14 protein-coding genes are annotated in these 14,167 nt (G+C 67.8%); 8 read left to right on the top strand and 6 right to left on the bottom strand.

Going from position 1 to position 14,167, the window contains the following annotated elements:
- Positions 1-259: 259 nt before the first annotated feature.
- From ald to VN779_RS06720, 3 genes are all read right to left on the bottom strand, one after another.
- Positions 260-1,375 carry an alanine dehydrogenase gene (gene ald, locus VN779_RS06730; RefSeq protein ID WP_325721235.1) on the bottom strand — a complete coding sequence of 372 codons (1,116 nt, stop codon included), beginning with the start codon at positions 1,373-1,375 and terminating at the stop codon, positions 260-262.
- 245 nt (positions 1,376-1,620) lie between these two features.
- Positions 1,621-2,259, bottom strand: coding sequence for an NUDIX hydrolase (locus VN779_RS06725; RefSeq protein WP_325721233.1), 639 nt, complete (start codon positions 2,257-2,259; stop codon positions 1,621-1,623).
- A gap of 43 nt (positions 2,260-2,302) precedes the next feature.
- Positions 2,303-4,030, bottom strand: a complete 1,728-nt coding sequence (locus tag VN779_RS06720) for a CTP synthase (protein WP_349260677.1) — start codon at positions 4,028-4,030, stop codon at positions 2,303-2,305.
- A gap of 239 nt (positions 4,031-4,269) precedes the next feature.
- Between VN779_RS06720 and aroH the strand changes: the two genes are divergently transcribed.
- The 5 genes from aroH to der all read left to right on the top strand — a co-directional run bounded on the left by aroH (position 4,270) and on the right by der (position 8,727).
- Complete coding sequence (gene aroH, locus VN779_RS06715; RefSeq protein WP_325721237.1) at positions 4,270-4,632, top strand: chorismate mutase; 363 nt, start codon at positions 4,270-4,272, stop codon at positions 4,630-4,632.
- Positions 4,633-4,637: 5 nt separating this feature from the next.
- On the top strand, positions 4,638-5,723 hold the full coding sequence (locus tag VN779_RS06710) for a prephenate dehydrogenase (protein ID WP_325721231.1): 1,086 nt from the start codon (positions 4,638-4,640) through the stop codon (positions 5,721-5,723).
- An 83-nt stretch (positions 5,724-5,806) separates the two neighbouring features.
- Positions 5,807-6,493: a (d)CMP kinase gene (cmk, locus tag VN779_RS06705; RefSeq protein WP_325721229.1), complete on the top strand. Its 687-nt coding sequence runs from the start codon at positions 5,807-5,809 to the stop codon at positions 6,491-6,493.
- The gene (locus tag VN779_RS06700; RefSeq protein WP_325721228.1) at positions 6,490-7,176 is read left to right on the top strand and encodes a lysophospholipid acyltransferase family protein; all 687 of its coding nucleotides are present in this window, start codon (positions 6,490-6,492) and stop codon (positions 7,174-7,176) included. Before cmk ends, VN779_RS06700 begins: the two co-directional genes overlap by 4 nt.
- 84 nt (positions 7,177-7,260) lie before the next feature.
- Positions 7,261-8,727 carry a ribosome biogenesis GTPase Der gene (gene der, locus VN779_RS06695; RefSeq protein ID WP_325721226.1) on the top strand — a complete coding sequence of 489 codons (1,467 nt, stop codon included), beginning with the start codon at positions 7,261-7,263 and terminating at the stop codon, positions 8,725-8,727.
- Positions 8,728-8,849: 122 nt separating this feature from the next.
- On the opposite strand, the gene VN779_RS06690 is transcribed toward der, so the two are convergent.
- Positions 8,850-9,503: an NAD(P)-dependent oxidoreductase gene (locus tag VN779_RS06690; RefSeq protein WP_325721224.1), complete on the bottom strand. Its 654-nt coding sequence runs from the start codon at positions 9,501-9,503 to the stop codon at positions 8,850-8,852.
- A gap of 99 nt (positions 9,504-9,602) precedes the next feature.
- Positions 9,603-10,247 (bottom strand): DsbA family oxidoreductase, encoded by a 645-nt coding sequence (locus tag VN779_RS06685; RefSeq protein WP_325721222.1) that lies wholly within the window; start codon positions 10,245-10,247, stop codon positions 9,603-9,605.
- Positions 10,248-10,338: 91 nt separating this feature from the next.
- Here VN779_RS06685 and VN779_RS06680 point away from each other — a divergent pair, with 91 nt between their 5' ends.
- The 3 genes from VN779_RS06680 to VN779_RS06670 all read left to right on the top strand — a co-directional run bounded on the left by VN779_RS06680 (position 10,339) and on the right by VN779_RS06670 (position 13,332).
- Positions 10,339-11,475, top strand: coding sequence for a GNAT family N-acetyltransferase (locus VN779_RS06680; protein ID WP_325721220.1), 1,137 nt, complete (start codon positions 10,339-10,341; stop codon positions 11,473-11,475).
- 100 nt (positions 11,476-11,575) lie between these two features.
- On the top strand, positions 11,576-12,382 hold the full coding sequence (locus VN779_RS06675; RefSeq protein WP_325721218.1) for an ABC transporter ATP-binding protein: 807 nt from the start codon (positions 11,576-11,578) through the stop codon (positions 12,380-12,382).
- A 47-nt stretch (positions 12,383-12,429) separates the two neighbouring features.
- A complete protein-coding gene (locus VN779_RS06670) occupies positions 12,430-13,332 on the top strand; it encodes a DUF6082 family protein (RefSeq protein ID WP_325721217.1) in 903 nt (300 codons plus the stop codon).
- Positions 13,333-13,364: 32 nt separating this feature from the next.
- Here VN779_RS06670 and VN779_RS06665 read toward each other — a convergent pair whose 3' ends face one another.
- A complete protein-coding gene (locus tag VN779_RS06665) occupies positions 13,365-13,649 on the bottom strand; it encodes a hypothetical protein (protein WP_325721214.1) in 285 nt (94 codons plus the stop codon).
- Positions 13,650-14,167: the final 518 nt, after the last annotated feature.

The raw sequence follows: 14,167 nt of genomic DNA, 5'->3' as shown, positions 1-14,167 counted from the left end.
GCAGCCGCAGGAGGGCGTCACACCGGGCGGTCACTACATCCCGCCGGGAACCACCGCCCCGCCCGGAGAGCAGCCCCCGACCTGGCAGCAGCCGCCTCAGATCTGATCCGCCGGTCTGATTCACCGGTAATCGGGCGCAATAAGAGTTCTCATGCAGTAGCGATACACAGCAGCGATACAAGACTGGCCCGCGCTCTGATTCGAGAGCGCGGGCCAGTCTTGTATCCTCGCCGCGTTTTTCGCGCCGGTCTTAGGGCCCTCAGGCCAGGACCTCGTCAAGCTTCAGCGACGGCAGGCTGTGCGCCTCGGCTACCGGCGCGTAGGTGAGCTCGCCGGCGTGGGTGTTCAGGCCCAGCGCGAGTGCGTGATCGGCGCGGCAGGCTTCCCGCCAACCCCGGTTCGCCAGCTCAAGCGCGTACGGCAGCGTGACGTTGGTCAGCGCATACGTCGAGGTGTTCGCCACCGCGCCCGGCATGTTGGCGACGCAGTAGAACACCGACTCGTGCACCTTGAACGTCGGCTCGGCGTGCGTGGTCGGCCGCGAATCCTCAAAGCAGCCGCCCTGGTCGATCGCGATATCCACCAGCACAGAACCCGGCTTCATCCGCGAGACCAGCTCGTTGGTCACCAGCTTCGGCGCCTTGGCACCGGGGATCAGCACCGCGCCGATCACCAGGTCGGCCTCCAGCACCGCCCGCTCCAGCGAGAACGCGTTCGAAGCCAGGGTCTTGATCTGGTTGCCGAAGACCTTCTCGGCCTCGCGCAGCTTGGCGATGTCGCGATCGAGCAGCGTCACCTCGAAGCCCATTCCGGCGGCGATCGTCGTGGCGTGCCAACCGGACACGCCCGCCCCGATCACCACCGCCTTTGCCGGCGCCACGCCGGGCACGCCGCCCGGCAGCACACCGCGACCACCCGAGAAGCGCATCAAGTTGTACGCGCCGACCTGCGGGGCCAGCCGCCCGGCGACCTCGGACATCGGCGCGAGCAGCGGCAGTGAGCCGTTCGGCAGCTGCACCGTCTCGTAGGCGATCGCCGTGACGCCCGCGTTCAGCAGCGCGTCGGTGCACTCGCGCGATGCGGCCAGGTGCAGGTAGGTGAAGAGCGTTTGGTCGCGTCGGATGCGGTGGTACTCGCTCGCCACCGGTTCCTTGACCTTCAGGATCAGATCGCCGGTCGCCCACACCTCGTCGGCGCTCGGCAGGATCTCGGCCCCGGCGGCGGCGAAGTCCGCGTCCGGGATCGAGGAGCCGACTCCGGCCTGGGCCTCGACGAACACCTGGTGCCCTGCGCGGGTCAGCTCGTGGACACCCGCCGGGGTGATCGCGACCCGGTACTCGTGATTCTTGACTTCGCGGGGAATACCGACCTTCACGGCGTATCGTCCTTTGAGCGAAAACGACTATGTCGGAGAAACCGTGCCTAACCGGGACGAGCCGGTTGCCGGTTGTGGAAATCCTAATCCGCGCATGCTCCGCCACATGGTCAAAGACGCCTTACACGCTGCGTCGGGTTTGCGGCAAGCCCGGACGGAGTGTCGCCTCGCGGGCTCTTGCTCCATGGCAAAGCCCGCCCCCGGCCTTGGATTCGAAGGCTGGCGGCGGGCATCTACCGCAGAGACTAAAACGGGCGCGCGGGCCAGGGCGCGTCCGCGGGGCGCAGCGAGTCGAGGCCTCCCGGGCGCCCCCGCGCCGCCGCCAGGGCTAGCACTCCGACGACGGTAGCCGCCGTGCCGACCTTCCCGGCCAGCACAGCCTGCAGGAGGTCCTCGAACGGCACCCACTCCGTCTGCATGTCGGCTTCCTCGTCCTCGCGGTCGTGCAGGTCACCGTCCGCAGTCTCGATGCCGCGTGCCAGATAGACCCGGCTCGCCTCGTTCGATGAGCCCGCCGTGTTGTAGAAGTCCGCGAGCACGCGCCAATCCGCTGCTCGCAGGTCCGTCTCCTCCCACAGTTCTCGCTGCGCGGCCACCAGCGGCGTCTCACCGTCGCCACGCTTGTCGTGCAGGCCGGCGGGCAACTCCACCAGCCGATGCCGTACCGGGTGCCGATACTGCGTGATGATCAGCACGCGGTCCGTATCGTCGTCCAGCGCGAGAACCGCTACCGCGCCCGGATGCAGCGTGTACTCGCGCTTCTGTGCCTTACCCGATGGCATGCGCACCCGGTCCCGGCGATAGGTGGTAATCCCACCCGACGCCAGGTCTTCGGTGAGCTCAACCGGCCATTCCTCGGGGCTGTCCGCCAATGTGAAAGGCATGCTGGAGATCTTACGCGGCGTCATCTACGCGACCGCGCGCTGCCTAGGCGCGCTGCTTGCCGCTCCCATTGCTGCTGCCGCTGCTGTTTCCGTTACGCCGCGCGACCGCTGCCGCGACCAGGCCGGCGAACAGCGGGTGCGGCCTGGTCGGCCGGGAACGCAGCTCCGGATGCGCCTGCGTAGCCACGAAGTACGGGTGCGTCTCGCGCGGCAGTTCGATGAACTCGACCAGCCGGCCATCCGGAGAAGCCCCCGAAAACACCAGGCCGCCAGCCGCGATCTTCTCCCGGTAGGCGTTGTTGACCTCGTAGCGGTGCCGGTGTCGCTCGTCGATCTTCGCCTCGCCGTACAGCTCGCGCACGATCGAACCCTCGGCCAGGACCGCCGGGTACAGGCCAAGGCGCATCGTGCCGCCCATGTCGCCCTCACCAGAGACGATGTCGACCTGATCGGCCATGGTCGAGATGACCGGATCGGGGGTGTTCTCGTCGAACTCGCTGGAGCCGGCGCCGGCCAACCCGGCCAGATGACGCGCCGCCTCGATCACCATGCACTGAAGGCCGAGGCACAGCCCGAGGGTCGGCAGTTTGTGCTCGCGGGCGTACTTCACCGCGTTGATCTTGCCTTCGATGCCGCGCACTCCGAAGCCGCCGGGGACGCACACGGCGTCGACGTCCTTGAGTTGCTTTGCCGCGCCGGCGTCCGTCTCGCAGGTGTCTGAAGCCACCCACTTGATCTTCACTCGCGCGTCGTTCGCGAATCCGCCCGCGCGCAGCGCCTCGGTCACCGACAGGTACGCGTCCGGCAGGTCGATGTACTTGCCGACCAGCGCGACGGTCACCTCGTGCTTTGGCCGGTGCACCCGGCGCAGCAGTTCGTCCCAGGCGTGCCAGTCCACATCCCGGAACGGCAGGTCCAGTCGGCGCACCACGTAGGCGTCCAGGCCCTCGGCGTGCAGGACCTTCGGGATGTCGTAGATCGACGGCGCGTCGGCCGCGGTGGCCACCGCCTCCTCGTCGACGTCGCACATCAGCGAGATCTTGCGCTTGATCGACTCCGGGATCGGCCGGTCCGCGCGGCAGACGATCGCGTCCGGCTGGATACCGATGGAGCGCAGCGCGGCCACCGAGTGTTGTGTCGGCTTGGTCTTCAGCTCGCCCGACGGGCCGAGGTACGGGACCAGCGAGATGTGCAGGAAGAAGCAGTTGCCGCGGCCGATCTCGTGCCGCACCTGCCGAGCCGCCTCGAGGAACGGCAGCGACTCGATGTCGCCGACGGTGCCGCCGATCTCGGTGATCACGATGTCGACCGGCGCGCCGTCCACCTCGACCGCGTCCATGGCCAGGATGCGGGCCTTGATCTCATTGGTGATGTGCGGGATGACCTGCACCGTGTCGCCCAGGTACTCGCCGCGCCGCTCCTTGGCGATCACCGAGGAGTACACCTGCCCGGTGGTCACGTTCGCGAAGCCGTGCAGGTCGGTGTCGAGGAAGCGCTCGTAGTGGCCGATGTCCAGATCGGTCTCGGCGCCGTCGTCGGTGACGAACACCTCGCCGTGCTGGAAGGGGTTCATGGTGCCCGGATCGACGTTGAGATACGGGTCCAGCTTCTGCATGGTGACCCGCAGCCCGCGCGCCTTGAGCAGCGCACCGAGGCTGGACGCGGTCAACCCCTTGCCGAGCGAGGAGGCGACGCCCCCCGTGACGAAGAGATGCTTGGTCGGGCGTCCGGAAGGTTTCCTCTGGGCTGCGGAACGGCTGGACACTGCCAACGTGGGGCTCCCGTGGTCGTTACGAGCGAGTGGCCGGGTGGGGGTCGGCCGGTCATCCACGGGCTACCAGCTTAACAGGCGAATGTTGCGCTTCCGGTTACGTCGCGGCCAAATCCAGCCTTGCGGGTGGAGCCGGCCGCGGCTGTCCAACCAGTGGACAAATTTGTTCGCGGTTGGCGGCATCGGTCGTGACGTCGCTAGGCTGACCAGGACGATCGGGGAGACGGGAGGTGGCTGCGATGGCCGTGCGCGCGGTACGCGGAGCTGTGCAGGTGGACGCGGACGAGCGGCAGCTCGTGCTTAAGGGAACCACGGAGCTGGTGACCGCCATATTCGAGGCCAATGGCTTTACCGCTGACGACGTCATCTCGATGATCTTCACCTCTACCCCGGACTTGACCAGCGAGTTCCCCGCGCTCGCCGCCCGGGAGCTGGGTTTGGTGGATACCCCACTGCTGTGCGCGGCCGAGATCGCCGTGCCGGGAGCGCTGCCGCGGGTCGTACGGATCCTGGCGCACGTGGAGACGCTGCGCTCGAAGCAAGAGATCCAGCATGTCTACCTGGGCGGGGCTACCGCACTGCGCCGGGATATCGCACAGTAGCGAGCATGCGTACAGCTGCGGTCATCGGGACCGGTCTGATCGGCACGTCGGTAGCGCTCGCCCTAACGCGTCGCGGCGTCGCCGTGTATCTGGCCGACCGTGACGAGTCCACGTTGCGCACTGCGGCCTCACTCGGCGCAGGGGACGTATCGGAGCCGCCGGTACCCGTGGACCTGGCTGTCATTGCGGTACCGCCAGCTCACGTCGCGACGGTGCTCGGTGACGCCCAGCGACGTGGTCTCGCGGCCGCATACACCGACGTCGCCTCAGTGAAGGCCGGTCCGCAAGACGCTGCCGCAGCGCACGGCGTGGACCCAAAGACCTACATCGGCGGGCACCCGCTCGCGGGTCGCGAGATCACCGGTCCGCTCGGTGCGCGGGCCGACCTGTTCGACGGGCGGCCGTGGGTACTCACCCCGACCGCAGAGACCGGCCGTGATGCGCTCAACCGCGCGCTAGAACTGATCTCGCTGTGTGGCGCGGTTCCCGTCGTCATGGACGCCGCGGATCACGACCACGCGGTCGCGCTCATCTCGCACACCCCGCACGTAGTCTCGGCGATCATGGCTGCACGCCTCGAGCACGCATCCGAGGACGCTGCGCGGATCGCCGGGCCCGGAGTCCGCGATGTGACCAGGATCGCCGCCGGAGATCCGCAGCTGTGGCAGGAAATCCTTTCCGCCAACGCGAATGCGGTGGCCGACGTGCTGGAGGAGTACGCGGCAGACCTGAACGCAGCCGTCAGCGCGTTACGCGCACTGGCTGCGCCGGACACCGACAAACGCTCCTCCGCGCGTGAAGAGCTTGTCGCACTGCTGCAGCGCGGTAACGCCGGACAGTCCCGCATCCCCGGCAAGCACGGCGCGCCACGGGCCGTCTACGCCGCGGTCCCCGTCGTCATCAGCGACGCGCCCGGTGAGCTGGCCCGGCTTTTCGCCGCGGCGGGAGCGGCCGGGGTCAACATCGAGGACGTGCGGATCGAGCACTCGCCCGGACAGCCGGTCGGCCTGGTCACACTCCAGGTCGCGCCCGAGTCCGCCGAGCCGCTGACCGCGCGGCTGACCGAGCGCGGCTGGACCGTACGGAGTTGACCTGACGCCCCGTCAGCACCGATACCCTTTACTCGCGGGAACAGGCCGGGGGTCGGGTTCGAGGAGAAAAGCGTGGTGCCCAGGTGACTGACAAGGCCATCGTGGTCGCGGTGGATGGGCCGTCCGGCTCGGGTAAGTCGAGCGTGTCCAAGGGTGTGGCGCGCAGACTCGGCCTCCGCTACCTCGACACCGGCGCTCAGTACCGCGCGATGACGTGGTGGATGCTGCACAACGGCGTGGACGTTACCGATGGGCAGGCCGTGGCGGCCGCGTGCGTTAAGCCGGTCATCGTCTCCGGTACGGACCCGGACGAACCCTCGATCAGCGTGGATGGCGAGGAAGTCGGTAAGCAGATCCGCATGGCTGAGGTCACCGCTGCCGTTTCCGCAGTCGCCGGGGTGCAGCCGGTGCGTGACCGGCTTATCGCATTGCAGCGGCAGATCATCACCGCCGCGCTCGCCGAGTCCGGCGGCGTCGTCGCCGAGGGCCGCGACATAGCGGACGTGGTCTATCCGACTGCCGAAAGCAAGATCTTCCTGACCGCGTCCCCCGAAGCCAGGGCCGCGCGGCGCAGCGCCGAACTCGGCGCGGTAGCCAGCGGCGGCGCCGGGACCACGCTCGCCGACCTGACCCGGCGCGACGCCGAGGACGCCAAGACCACACGCCCGCATGAGGCTGCCCCCGGCGCGATCATCGTCGACGCGACGCATTTGACGCTCGATCAGGTGATTGAGCGCGTAGTCGAACTCGTCGAGGCAGCGCGCGGATGACCACCCCGACGAACGCGACCACGGCGTCTTGCGCGCCGCCCGCGGTCCGCGTCGTGCCCCCTGCGCACGCGGCGGTGCGCGCCCGCCGGATCGGCCCGTTCGTGCTGCGGCCGTTCTGGAAGATCAGGTTGCACGGCGCCGAGCACGTGCCCGCGACCGGCCCGGTCATCCTGGCCGGGAACCACAGCGGCTTCCTGGACGGCCCGTTGATCGTCGGGCTCGCGCCGCGGCCGGTGCACTTCATGGTCAAGCGCGAGATGTTCCGCGGCGCGGTCGGCTCGGCCCTGCACTGGCTCGGCCAGATCAGCGTGGACCGGCACGGCGCCGACCGTGCCGCGATCCAGGCCGCGCTCGGCGTCCTGGAACAAGGCGGCGTGCTCGGAGTGTTCCCCGAAGGCACGCGTTCGGCGGAGGACTTCGCGACCATGCACAATGGTCTGGCGTACTTCGCGCTGCGCTCGGGGGCGCCCGTGGTGCCGGTGGCTTGCCTCGGCGCGGGCTCACGCGGTACGACGATCGGCTCGCTGCCACGGCTGCGCACACGTCTGGACGTGGTTTACGGGCCGCCGATCGACCTCGGGCGCGGTACCGGACGTAAGGCCGTCGCGGCTGCCAGCGAGCAGTTGCGTGACGCACTGCGCGCGCACATCGAGCAGGCACGCCGGGAGACCGGCCGCGCCTGAGCTGCGTACGCCCAGAGCGGTACGACGGCTGCAACTCAGCAATGACGTAATTGTGGATAGGTAAGCGGTAAGGACGAACTGGCGATGACTGTGGAACACGACGCGTTCGACGACGACCTCGACGCGCCGTTCGACCCAAGCGAGTTCGTCGACGAATTCGGTAACGCGGAACCACTACCCGCGGAGCTCGGTGATGAGGACGGGGACGCCGGCGCCTCGGCGCCGCTGCCCGTGCTGGCGATCGTCGGACGCCCCAACGTCGGCAAGTCGACACTGGTCAACCGGATCCTCGGCCGGCGCGAGGCGGTCGTGCAGGACGTGCCGGGCGTCACCCGCGACCGGGTGTACTACGAGGCGAACTGGACCGGGCGCCGATTCACCGTGGTGGACACCGGCGGCTGGGAAGTCGACGTCGAGGGCATGGACGCCCGGGTCGCCGAACAGGCCGAGATCGCGGTCGAGCTGGCCGACGCGGTGATCCTCGTCGTGGACGCCACGGTCGGCATGACGAACACCGACGAGGCCTTCGTCAAGGTATTGCGGCGCTCGAAGAAGCCGGTGATCCTGGCCGCGAACAAGGTGGACAACCAGCAGCAGGAGGCCGAGGCGTACGCGCTGTGGTCGCTCGGGCTCGGCGAGCCGCACCCGGTTTCCGCGATTCACGGCCGCGGCTCGGGTGACCTGCTCGACGCCGCGATCGCAGCGCTGCCCGAACCGCCGCGCGAGGGTTTCGGCGCGGGCGGATTCGGCGGCCCGCGCCGCGTCGCGCTGGTTGGCAAGCCCAACGTCGGCAAGTCCTCGCTGCTCAACAAGCTGGCCGGCGAGGATCGCGTGGTCGTCGACTCGGTCGCAGGCACCACCCGTGACCCGGTGGACGAACTGATCGAGCTCGGCGGCAAGACCTGGCGCTTCGTGGACACCGCGGGCATTCGGCGCCGGGTGCACCAGACCTACGGCGCGGACTTCTACGCCTCGCTGCGCACCGCCGCCGCGATCGAGAAGGCGGAGGTCGCGGTCGTGCTGATCGACTGCAGCGACCCGCTCACCGAGCAGGACTCGCGGATCATCTCCAAGGTCGCCGAGACCGGCCGCGCGTTGGTGCTTGCGTTCAACAAGTGGGACCTGCTCGACGAGGAGCGCCGCTTCTACCTGGAGCGGGAGATCGAGCAGGATCTGGTGCAGGTCACCTGGGCGCCGCGAGTGAACATCTCGGCGCAGACCGGTCGGCATATGGAGAAGCTGGTCCCCGCGCTGGAGGCCGCGCTCGAGGGCTGGGCCACGCGCATCCCCACGGCGAAGCTCAACTCCTTCCTCGGTTCGATCGTCGCGGAGCACCCGCACCCGGTTCGCGGCGGAAAGCAGCCGCGCATCCTGTTCGGCACCCAGGTCGGGACGAGGCCGCCGCGTTTTGTGCTCTTCGCGTCGGGGTTCCTCGACGCCGGATACCGCCGTTTCATCGAGCGGCGGCTGCGCGAGGAGTTCGGCTTCGTCGGCTCGCCGATTGAGATCTCGGTGCGCGTGCGCGAGAAGCGCCCGCGCAACAAGAAGTAACTCCTGGAAGAAATAACCCCCGGGCCCATTCCGCGGTCGCTCTTATCCGCCGCTCGAACGCAAGCGCCCCGCCGCGAACCTCTCGGTCACGCGGCGGGGCGCTTCGTGTGATCAGATCAGCATCAGTACGCTGCGGTGAACCGGCGCCCGGTGTGCTCGCGCTTCTCCACCTCGTCGATCAGCACGATCGCGTAGTCCTCGGCCGAGATGTTGCTGTTGCCCTCGGCGTCCGCGACCAGGTAGTCGTCGCCGAGCCGGAAGGTGCCGGTGCGCTCGCCGGGCGCGATGACGCCGGCGGGGCTTACGTACGTCCAGGCCACGTCGGATACGCCGCGCAGCGTCTCCAGTCCCGCGGCGTGCGCCAGGGCCTCGGGCTTGTAGATGTCCGGGAAGAACGGCTGGTCGACCAGGCGCTCACCGGAGCCGATCAGCAGGCTGCCCGCGCCGCCGACGACCACGAGGTAAGGCGCGCTGTCGCCGAGCGAGCGCAGCGCGGTCAGCAGGCTGCCGATATTCGCGGCCACCTGGTCCGCCGGCTCGATGCCCGGGGTGCGCGGCGACACCGTACTGATCACGGCGTCGGCGCCGGTGATGATCTTCTCGACCGCGGCCGGGTCGTTCACGTCCGCCGCGTGCACGGTCAAGTTCGGGTGCTGCTCGGTGACCTTTGCCGGGTTTCGCACCGCGGCCGTCACCTCATGTCCGCGGCTCAGCGCCTCCTGCACTACGCGCTGGCCGATCATTCCGCTAGCGCCGAAGATCACAATTTTGGACATGGCTCTACCTCTTCCTCAGTTGTTGGTACGTCCTGCTTTTCATCCGGCCTGACGATCATTCAGCGACGAACGCACGGCTGCCGGTACTGAGCCTTCCGCTCAGGCCTCGTCCCGCTCCTGCGCCGAGACCTGCTCGAGTACGCGAAGGAACGTGTCTGAGTCCTGCGCTCCGGAGACGGCCCAGCGCCCGTCGAACACGAACGTCGGAACCGACGAGACGCCCACGGCCTGCGCCTCGGCGATCTCCTCAAGGACTTGCTTGCGGCCCTCATCGGAGGCGAGGAAAGCCGCGGTCTGTGCGCGGTCCATGCCCACGGCGGCGGCCGCGTCGGCGAGCTGCGCGTGATCGCCGACGTTGCCGCCCTCGGCGAAGCGCGCGGCGAGCAGCTTCTCCTTCAGCGACGCCTGTACCGCCGGTCCGTACTCGACGAGCGCGAAGCGGAGCAGTCGGTGCCCGTCGAGGGTGTTGACGTGCAGCGCGTTATCGAAGTCGAACGCGATGCCCTCACCGCGACCAAGCTGGGCGACGCGGGCGTCCATCTGCGCGGAGTCCGGGCCGTACCGCTGGTTGAGGTACTCGCGGTGTGATGAAGCGACTTGCGGTGCGCCCGGGTCCAACTGGTACGGCCGGAAGACCACCTCGACGGACTCGGCGCCGGGGAATGCCGCAAGGGCCCGCTCGAAGCGATGCTTGCCGATGTAGCACCACGGACAGGCGATATCGCTGTAAACCTCAACCTTCATGCCCCGCACAACCGGGGCTCGACCGGCGCTATTCCTGATCTGGCAGACGTTTCTTCGGCCAGCTGTGTGACCTCAGCCATATGATCGCTTCGTGCGAGAGAACCAAGTGGCCTTCGTCGGGAAATCCGAGCACGGCACTCTCGCCGCCGTAGCGGAGCTCATCGTCGCCGCAGCTGCCCGCGGCGAAGCGCTCGGTCTCAGCGCGCAGATCACGCGACCGGAGTACGCCGGCTACCTCGAAAAGCTCATGATCGATGCCGAGCGCGGCGACGCCGGACTGGCGATCGTGCGGAACACCCGCGACGCAACAGTCGTCGGCTCAGCGCAATGGACCCGCAGCCCGTACCCGACTCGCCGGGTACTCGCCGAACTCGACCGTGTCGTTGTCGCACCAGGAGCCCGTGGCGCCGGCGTCGGTGCCGCGCTCGTCGAGGCGATCGCCGCGGACGCGCAAGCTGCCGGCGTCGAAGTTCTCATGCTCGAGGCGCGCGGTAACAACCACGCAGCGATCGCCCTGTACGAACGCCACGGCTTCAGCCGCGCCGGCGCGTTGCGCAACGTCGTCGCGGTCGGTGCGGCGCGACACGACATGATCCTTATGAGCCGCGAACTGGGCCGTCCGAAGGACACCGACCTGCTCGGCGAACTGCCGGCCGGGCAAGGAGCGAGCCTTCCGAGCGGCACCACGCGGGGCATCGACGCCGCGGGGCATCCAGTCTGGCAGCGCAGTGACCGGCTGCTGCTATGCGTCCCCACGACAGAGCCCGATGTCACGGACGCGTACTTCGCGATCCACGGCGACCCGGCCACCAACGTGCACAATCCGGCCGGTGCGATGGTCGATCCGGGCACGGCCGCGCCGGTGCTGGACATCTGGCGCCGGCACTGGCACGAGGAAGGCTTCGGCTACTGGGTCGTGCGCAGTCCTCAGGACGGCCAGGTCCTCGGCTTCGGCGGCGTGCGCCCGGTCGTCCAAGACGAGGACTTCGTCAACCTCTACTACCGCTTCCGGCCCTCGGCCTGGGGCAAGGGCTACGCGACCGAACTCGGCCGCGCGGCACTCGCCCTCGCGGCCAAGGCGGCGCCGGGGACGCCCGTCGTCGCGCTGATCCGCCCACGCAACGAACCGTCGATCCACGTAGCTCAACGCCTCGGAATGCGGCTGGACGGTGAGGTGCAGCGCCAGCTCGGCATCTACCTGCGGTACTCGATCATTCCCGAGCCATAGCGAATACGGCGGCCGCATCGTCCTTTATTCGCTTGCGGCATGACCGGCCGACCGCGACGATGGTTCGCTCCACCCCGACTCGAGTGGAAGCAGTGTGCCGTTGACCGAGCCAGTCATCGTCGCCGAGCAGCTCACCAAGACCTTCACCCGCTATCACCGCGCCGGACGCCTGCGCCGCCGCCGCACCGACTTCACCGCCGTCGACGGCATCGATCTGCGCGTCGAGCCCGGCGAGCTGGTCGGCTACATCGGCCCGAACGGCGCGGGCAAGTCCACCACCATCAAGATGCTGACCGGAATCCTGATGCCGACCTCCGGCACCTTGCGCGTCGCAGGACTCGAACCGCAGCGCAACCGAGTGAGCCTGGCGCGGCGCATCGGCGTGGTGTTCGGGCAACGCACCACGCTCTGGTGGGACCTTCCGCTGCGTGACTCCTTCAGCTTGATCCAGCGCCTGTACCGAATCCCCACGCAGCGCTTCCACGAGAACCTCGACTACTACATCGACGCGCTCGACCTCGGCCCGCTCCTGGATCAGCCGGTACGGCAGCTCAGCCTCGGCCAGCGGATGCGTGGCGACATCACCGCGGCGCTGCTGCACGACCCGGCGATCGTCTACCTCGACGAACCGACCATCGGGCTCGATATCGTCTCCAAGCACGCCGTGCGGGACTTCCTGCACGACCTCAACGTGAACACCGGCACGACGATCCTGCTGACCACGCACGACGTAGGCGACATCGAGCGCCTCTGCTCCCGCGTCGTCGCAATCGACCACGGCCGGGTCACCTACGACGGCACTCTCGAGCGGCTGCGTGGGGGCCTAGACCTGGAGACCGCGGTCAAGGCGCTCTACACCGGCGAGCCCACGGCTGGCGTGACCGACGAGACCGTACCGAGTCAATAAGTCAAGCTGCCGAATCGGGAATTTGGCGGGGCGTGAATCGAGCGCGAGTGCGGCGCACGTTCTCGTCTCGAACACCACCGGCACATCGCTTCGGCGCTCCCGGGGCCGGGAACGATCCGATTGGACGGGAATGTGCTCGCCGCCGCGAGCACGGGCCTGCTCGATTTATCGGGGGCTGGCAAATGGATGGAGAATCGGACCAAACGGTCATGGCGGATGCGGAAGAAGTTTCCGCAAGAGCCGCGGCGGATCGTGCAGCGCGCTTCGGGCAGCCTTTCGTATTGCGTTACGGCTGGGCGATCTTTCTCGGATCCACCGTATTCATTCTGGTCTTTGGGATCGCGGTCGACGTCGCGATGGCGAATACGCTGCCGGATCGCGAGTGGCAGCGGTGGAGCAACATCGGCCAGGCCTTCGAGAGCGTCGCCGCAGTGTTCGCGGCCTTCGGCTTGGCGGCGCTCGTGATCACCTTCGTCATGCAGTTCAAGGAGCTCCAGCTCCAGCGGCAGGAGCTCGCGCTACAACGGCACGAGATGAGGCAGACGCAGGCCGAGCTGCACCGCAGCGCGGAAGCCGACCTGCGCCGGCTGCATGTCGAGTTGTTGCGCATGGCGATCGAGGACGAGGGGCTCGGCGCCGTGTGGCCGGACGCCGACGGCGCGAATCACCCGCACAGCGTCCGGCGGCAGTTCTGGTACGCGAATCTCGTCTACCAACATCAGCGTCTCGCGATGGAGTTCAGCGACTACGACGCGGACAGAATGCAGCCGGTGCTGCGGCGGCTCTTCCGCAGCCCGGTGATGAGGGCTTACTGGGTCGCGGGCGCCGAGGCGCGCGCCTGCGACCTGGTGCCGGGAACGCGTGAATGGTCCTCCGCGCAAGTGGTGGATGAGATCTGCCGAGGCTACGACGATGATTCGTCGACGAACGGATTACGACCAGGTGAGTGATCGGAAGGGCAGGTAGTGAGCGCCGTGCGGCCTCAGGGAATGCAGGCGTAACTGACGAGGTCGGGAAGTGCGTCACGGACGGTTTGGCGCGGTAAAGACACCAATCGCTCAAGAGGGCCGATACTGGCGCCCATGGGGAGCGCGCTGCGCAGGGACTCCGTCAGATCAGTGCCGATGCAGGCAATGCTGCCATCGGAGAGTTCAAACACGTCGGGGCAGCTCATATCGCTGGTGCTGCCGCGCTGTTGCGGGGTCGATCCGAGCCTTCGAAGCACGAAGACCTTCGACTGTCTTTCCGGTTCCGGCTCACGTTCCATCTGGTGATCTCTCCTCACGCAGTTCATACGCTCGGCGGGGTCATCACGACGAACGCTGATGCATGTGCATTGGCACGTTCGCGAAGCGTCGTGTGTTACTAAGTATCTGTGCGGATGATGAAGTATGCATTGGCCTGGCAAGCCCGCGCAAGGGTTCGGAACCGCTTCCCAACGCCCAGGCGGAACGGCGGTCCTTGCCGCTTGTGATCGAATTGACGTATAAGTTGATCGAGTCTATCGATTGATTTGTGGTGTGAGCTCGCGCTTTCCGAATGAATCGATATCATACAGTTGAGTAATGAGCTAGATCCACGATATTGCACCTGCAATTGCATGTGCCGGTTTGCGAATGCACACAGCGTCATTCGTCAGGTAAGGCAACTTTCTCGCTTATTCGCAGATCAGCTGCCGGTGGAGCGGTAGCGGCGGACGGCGGCTCGCCAGACGAGGGCGGCCAGGGCACTGAGGAGGAGGGCGACGGCGGGCGGGGCGAACGAGAGGAACGCGGGCAGACCGAA

It is taken from the genome of Actinocrinis sp. (assembly GCF_035605935.1).
Taxonomy (GTDB): Bacteria; Actinomycetota; Actinomycetes; order Streptomycetales; family Catenulisporaceae; genus Actinocrinis.
The sequence above is the reverse complement of the archived record's forward strand: the minus strand, read 5'-3'. Positions and strand labels throughout refer to the sequence as shown.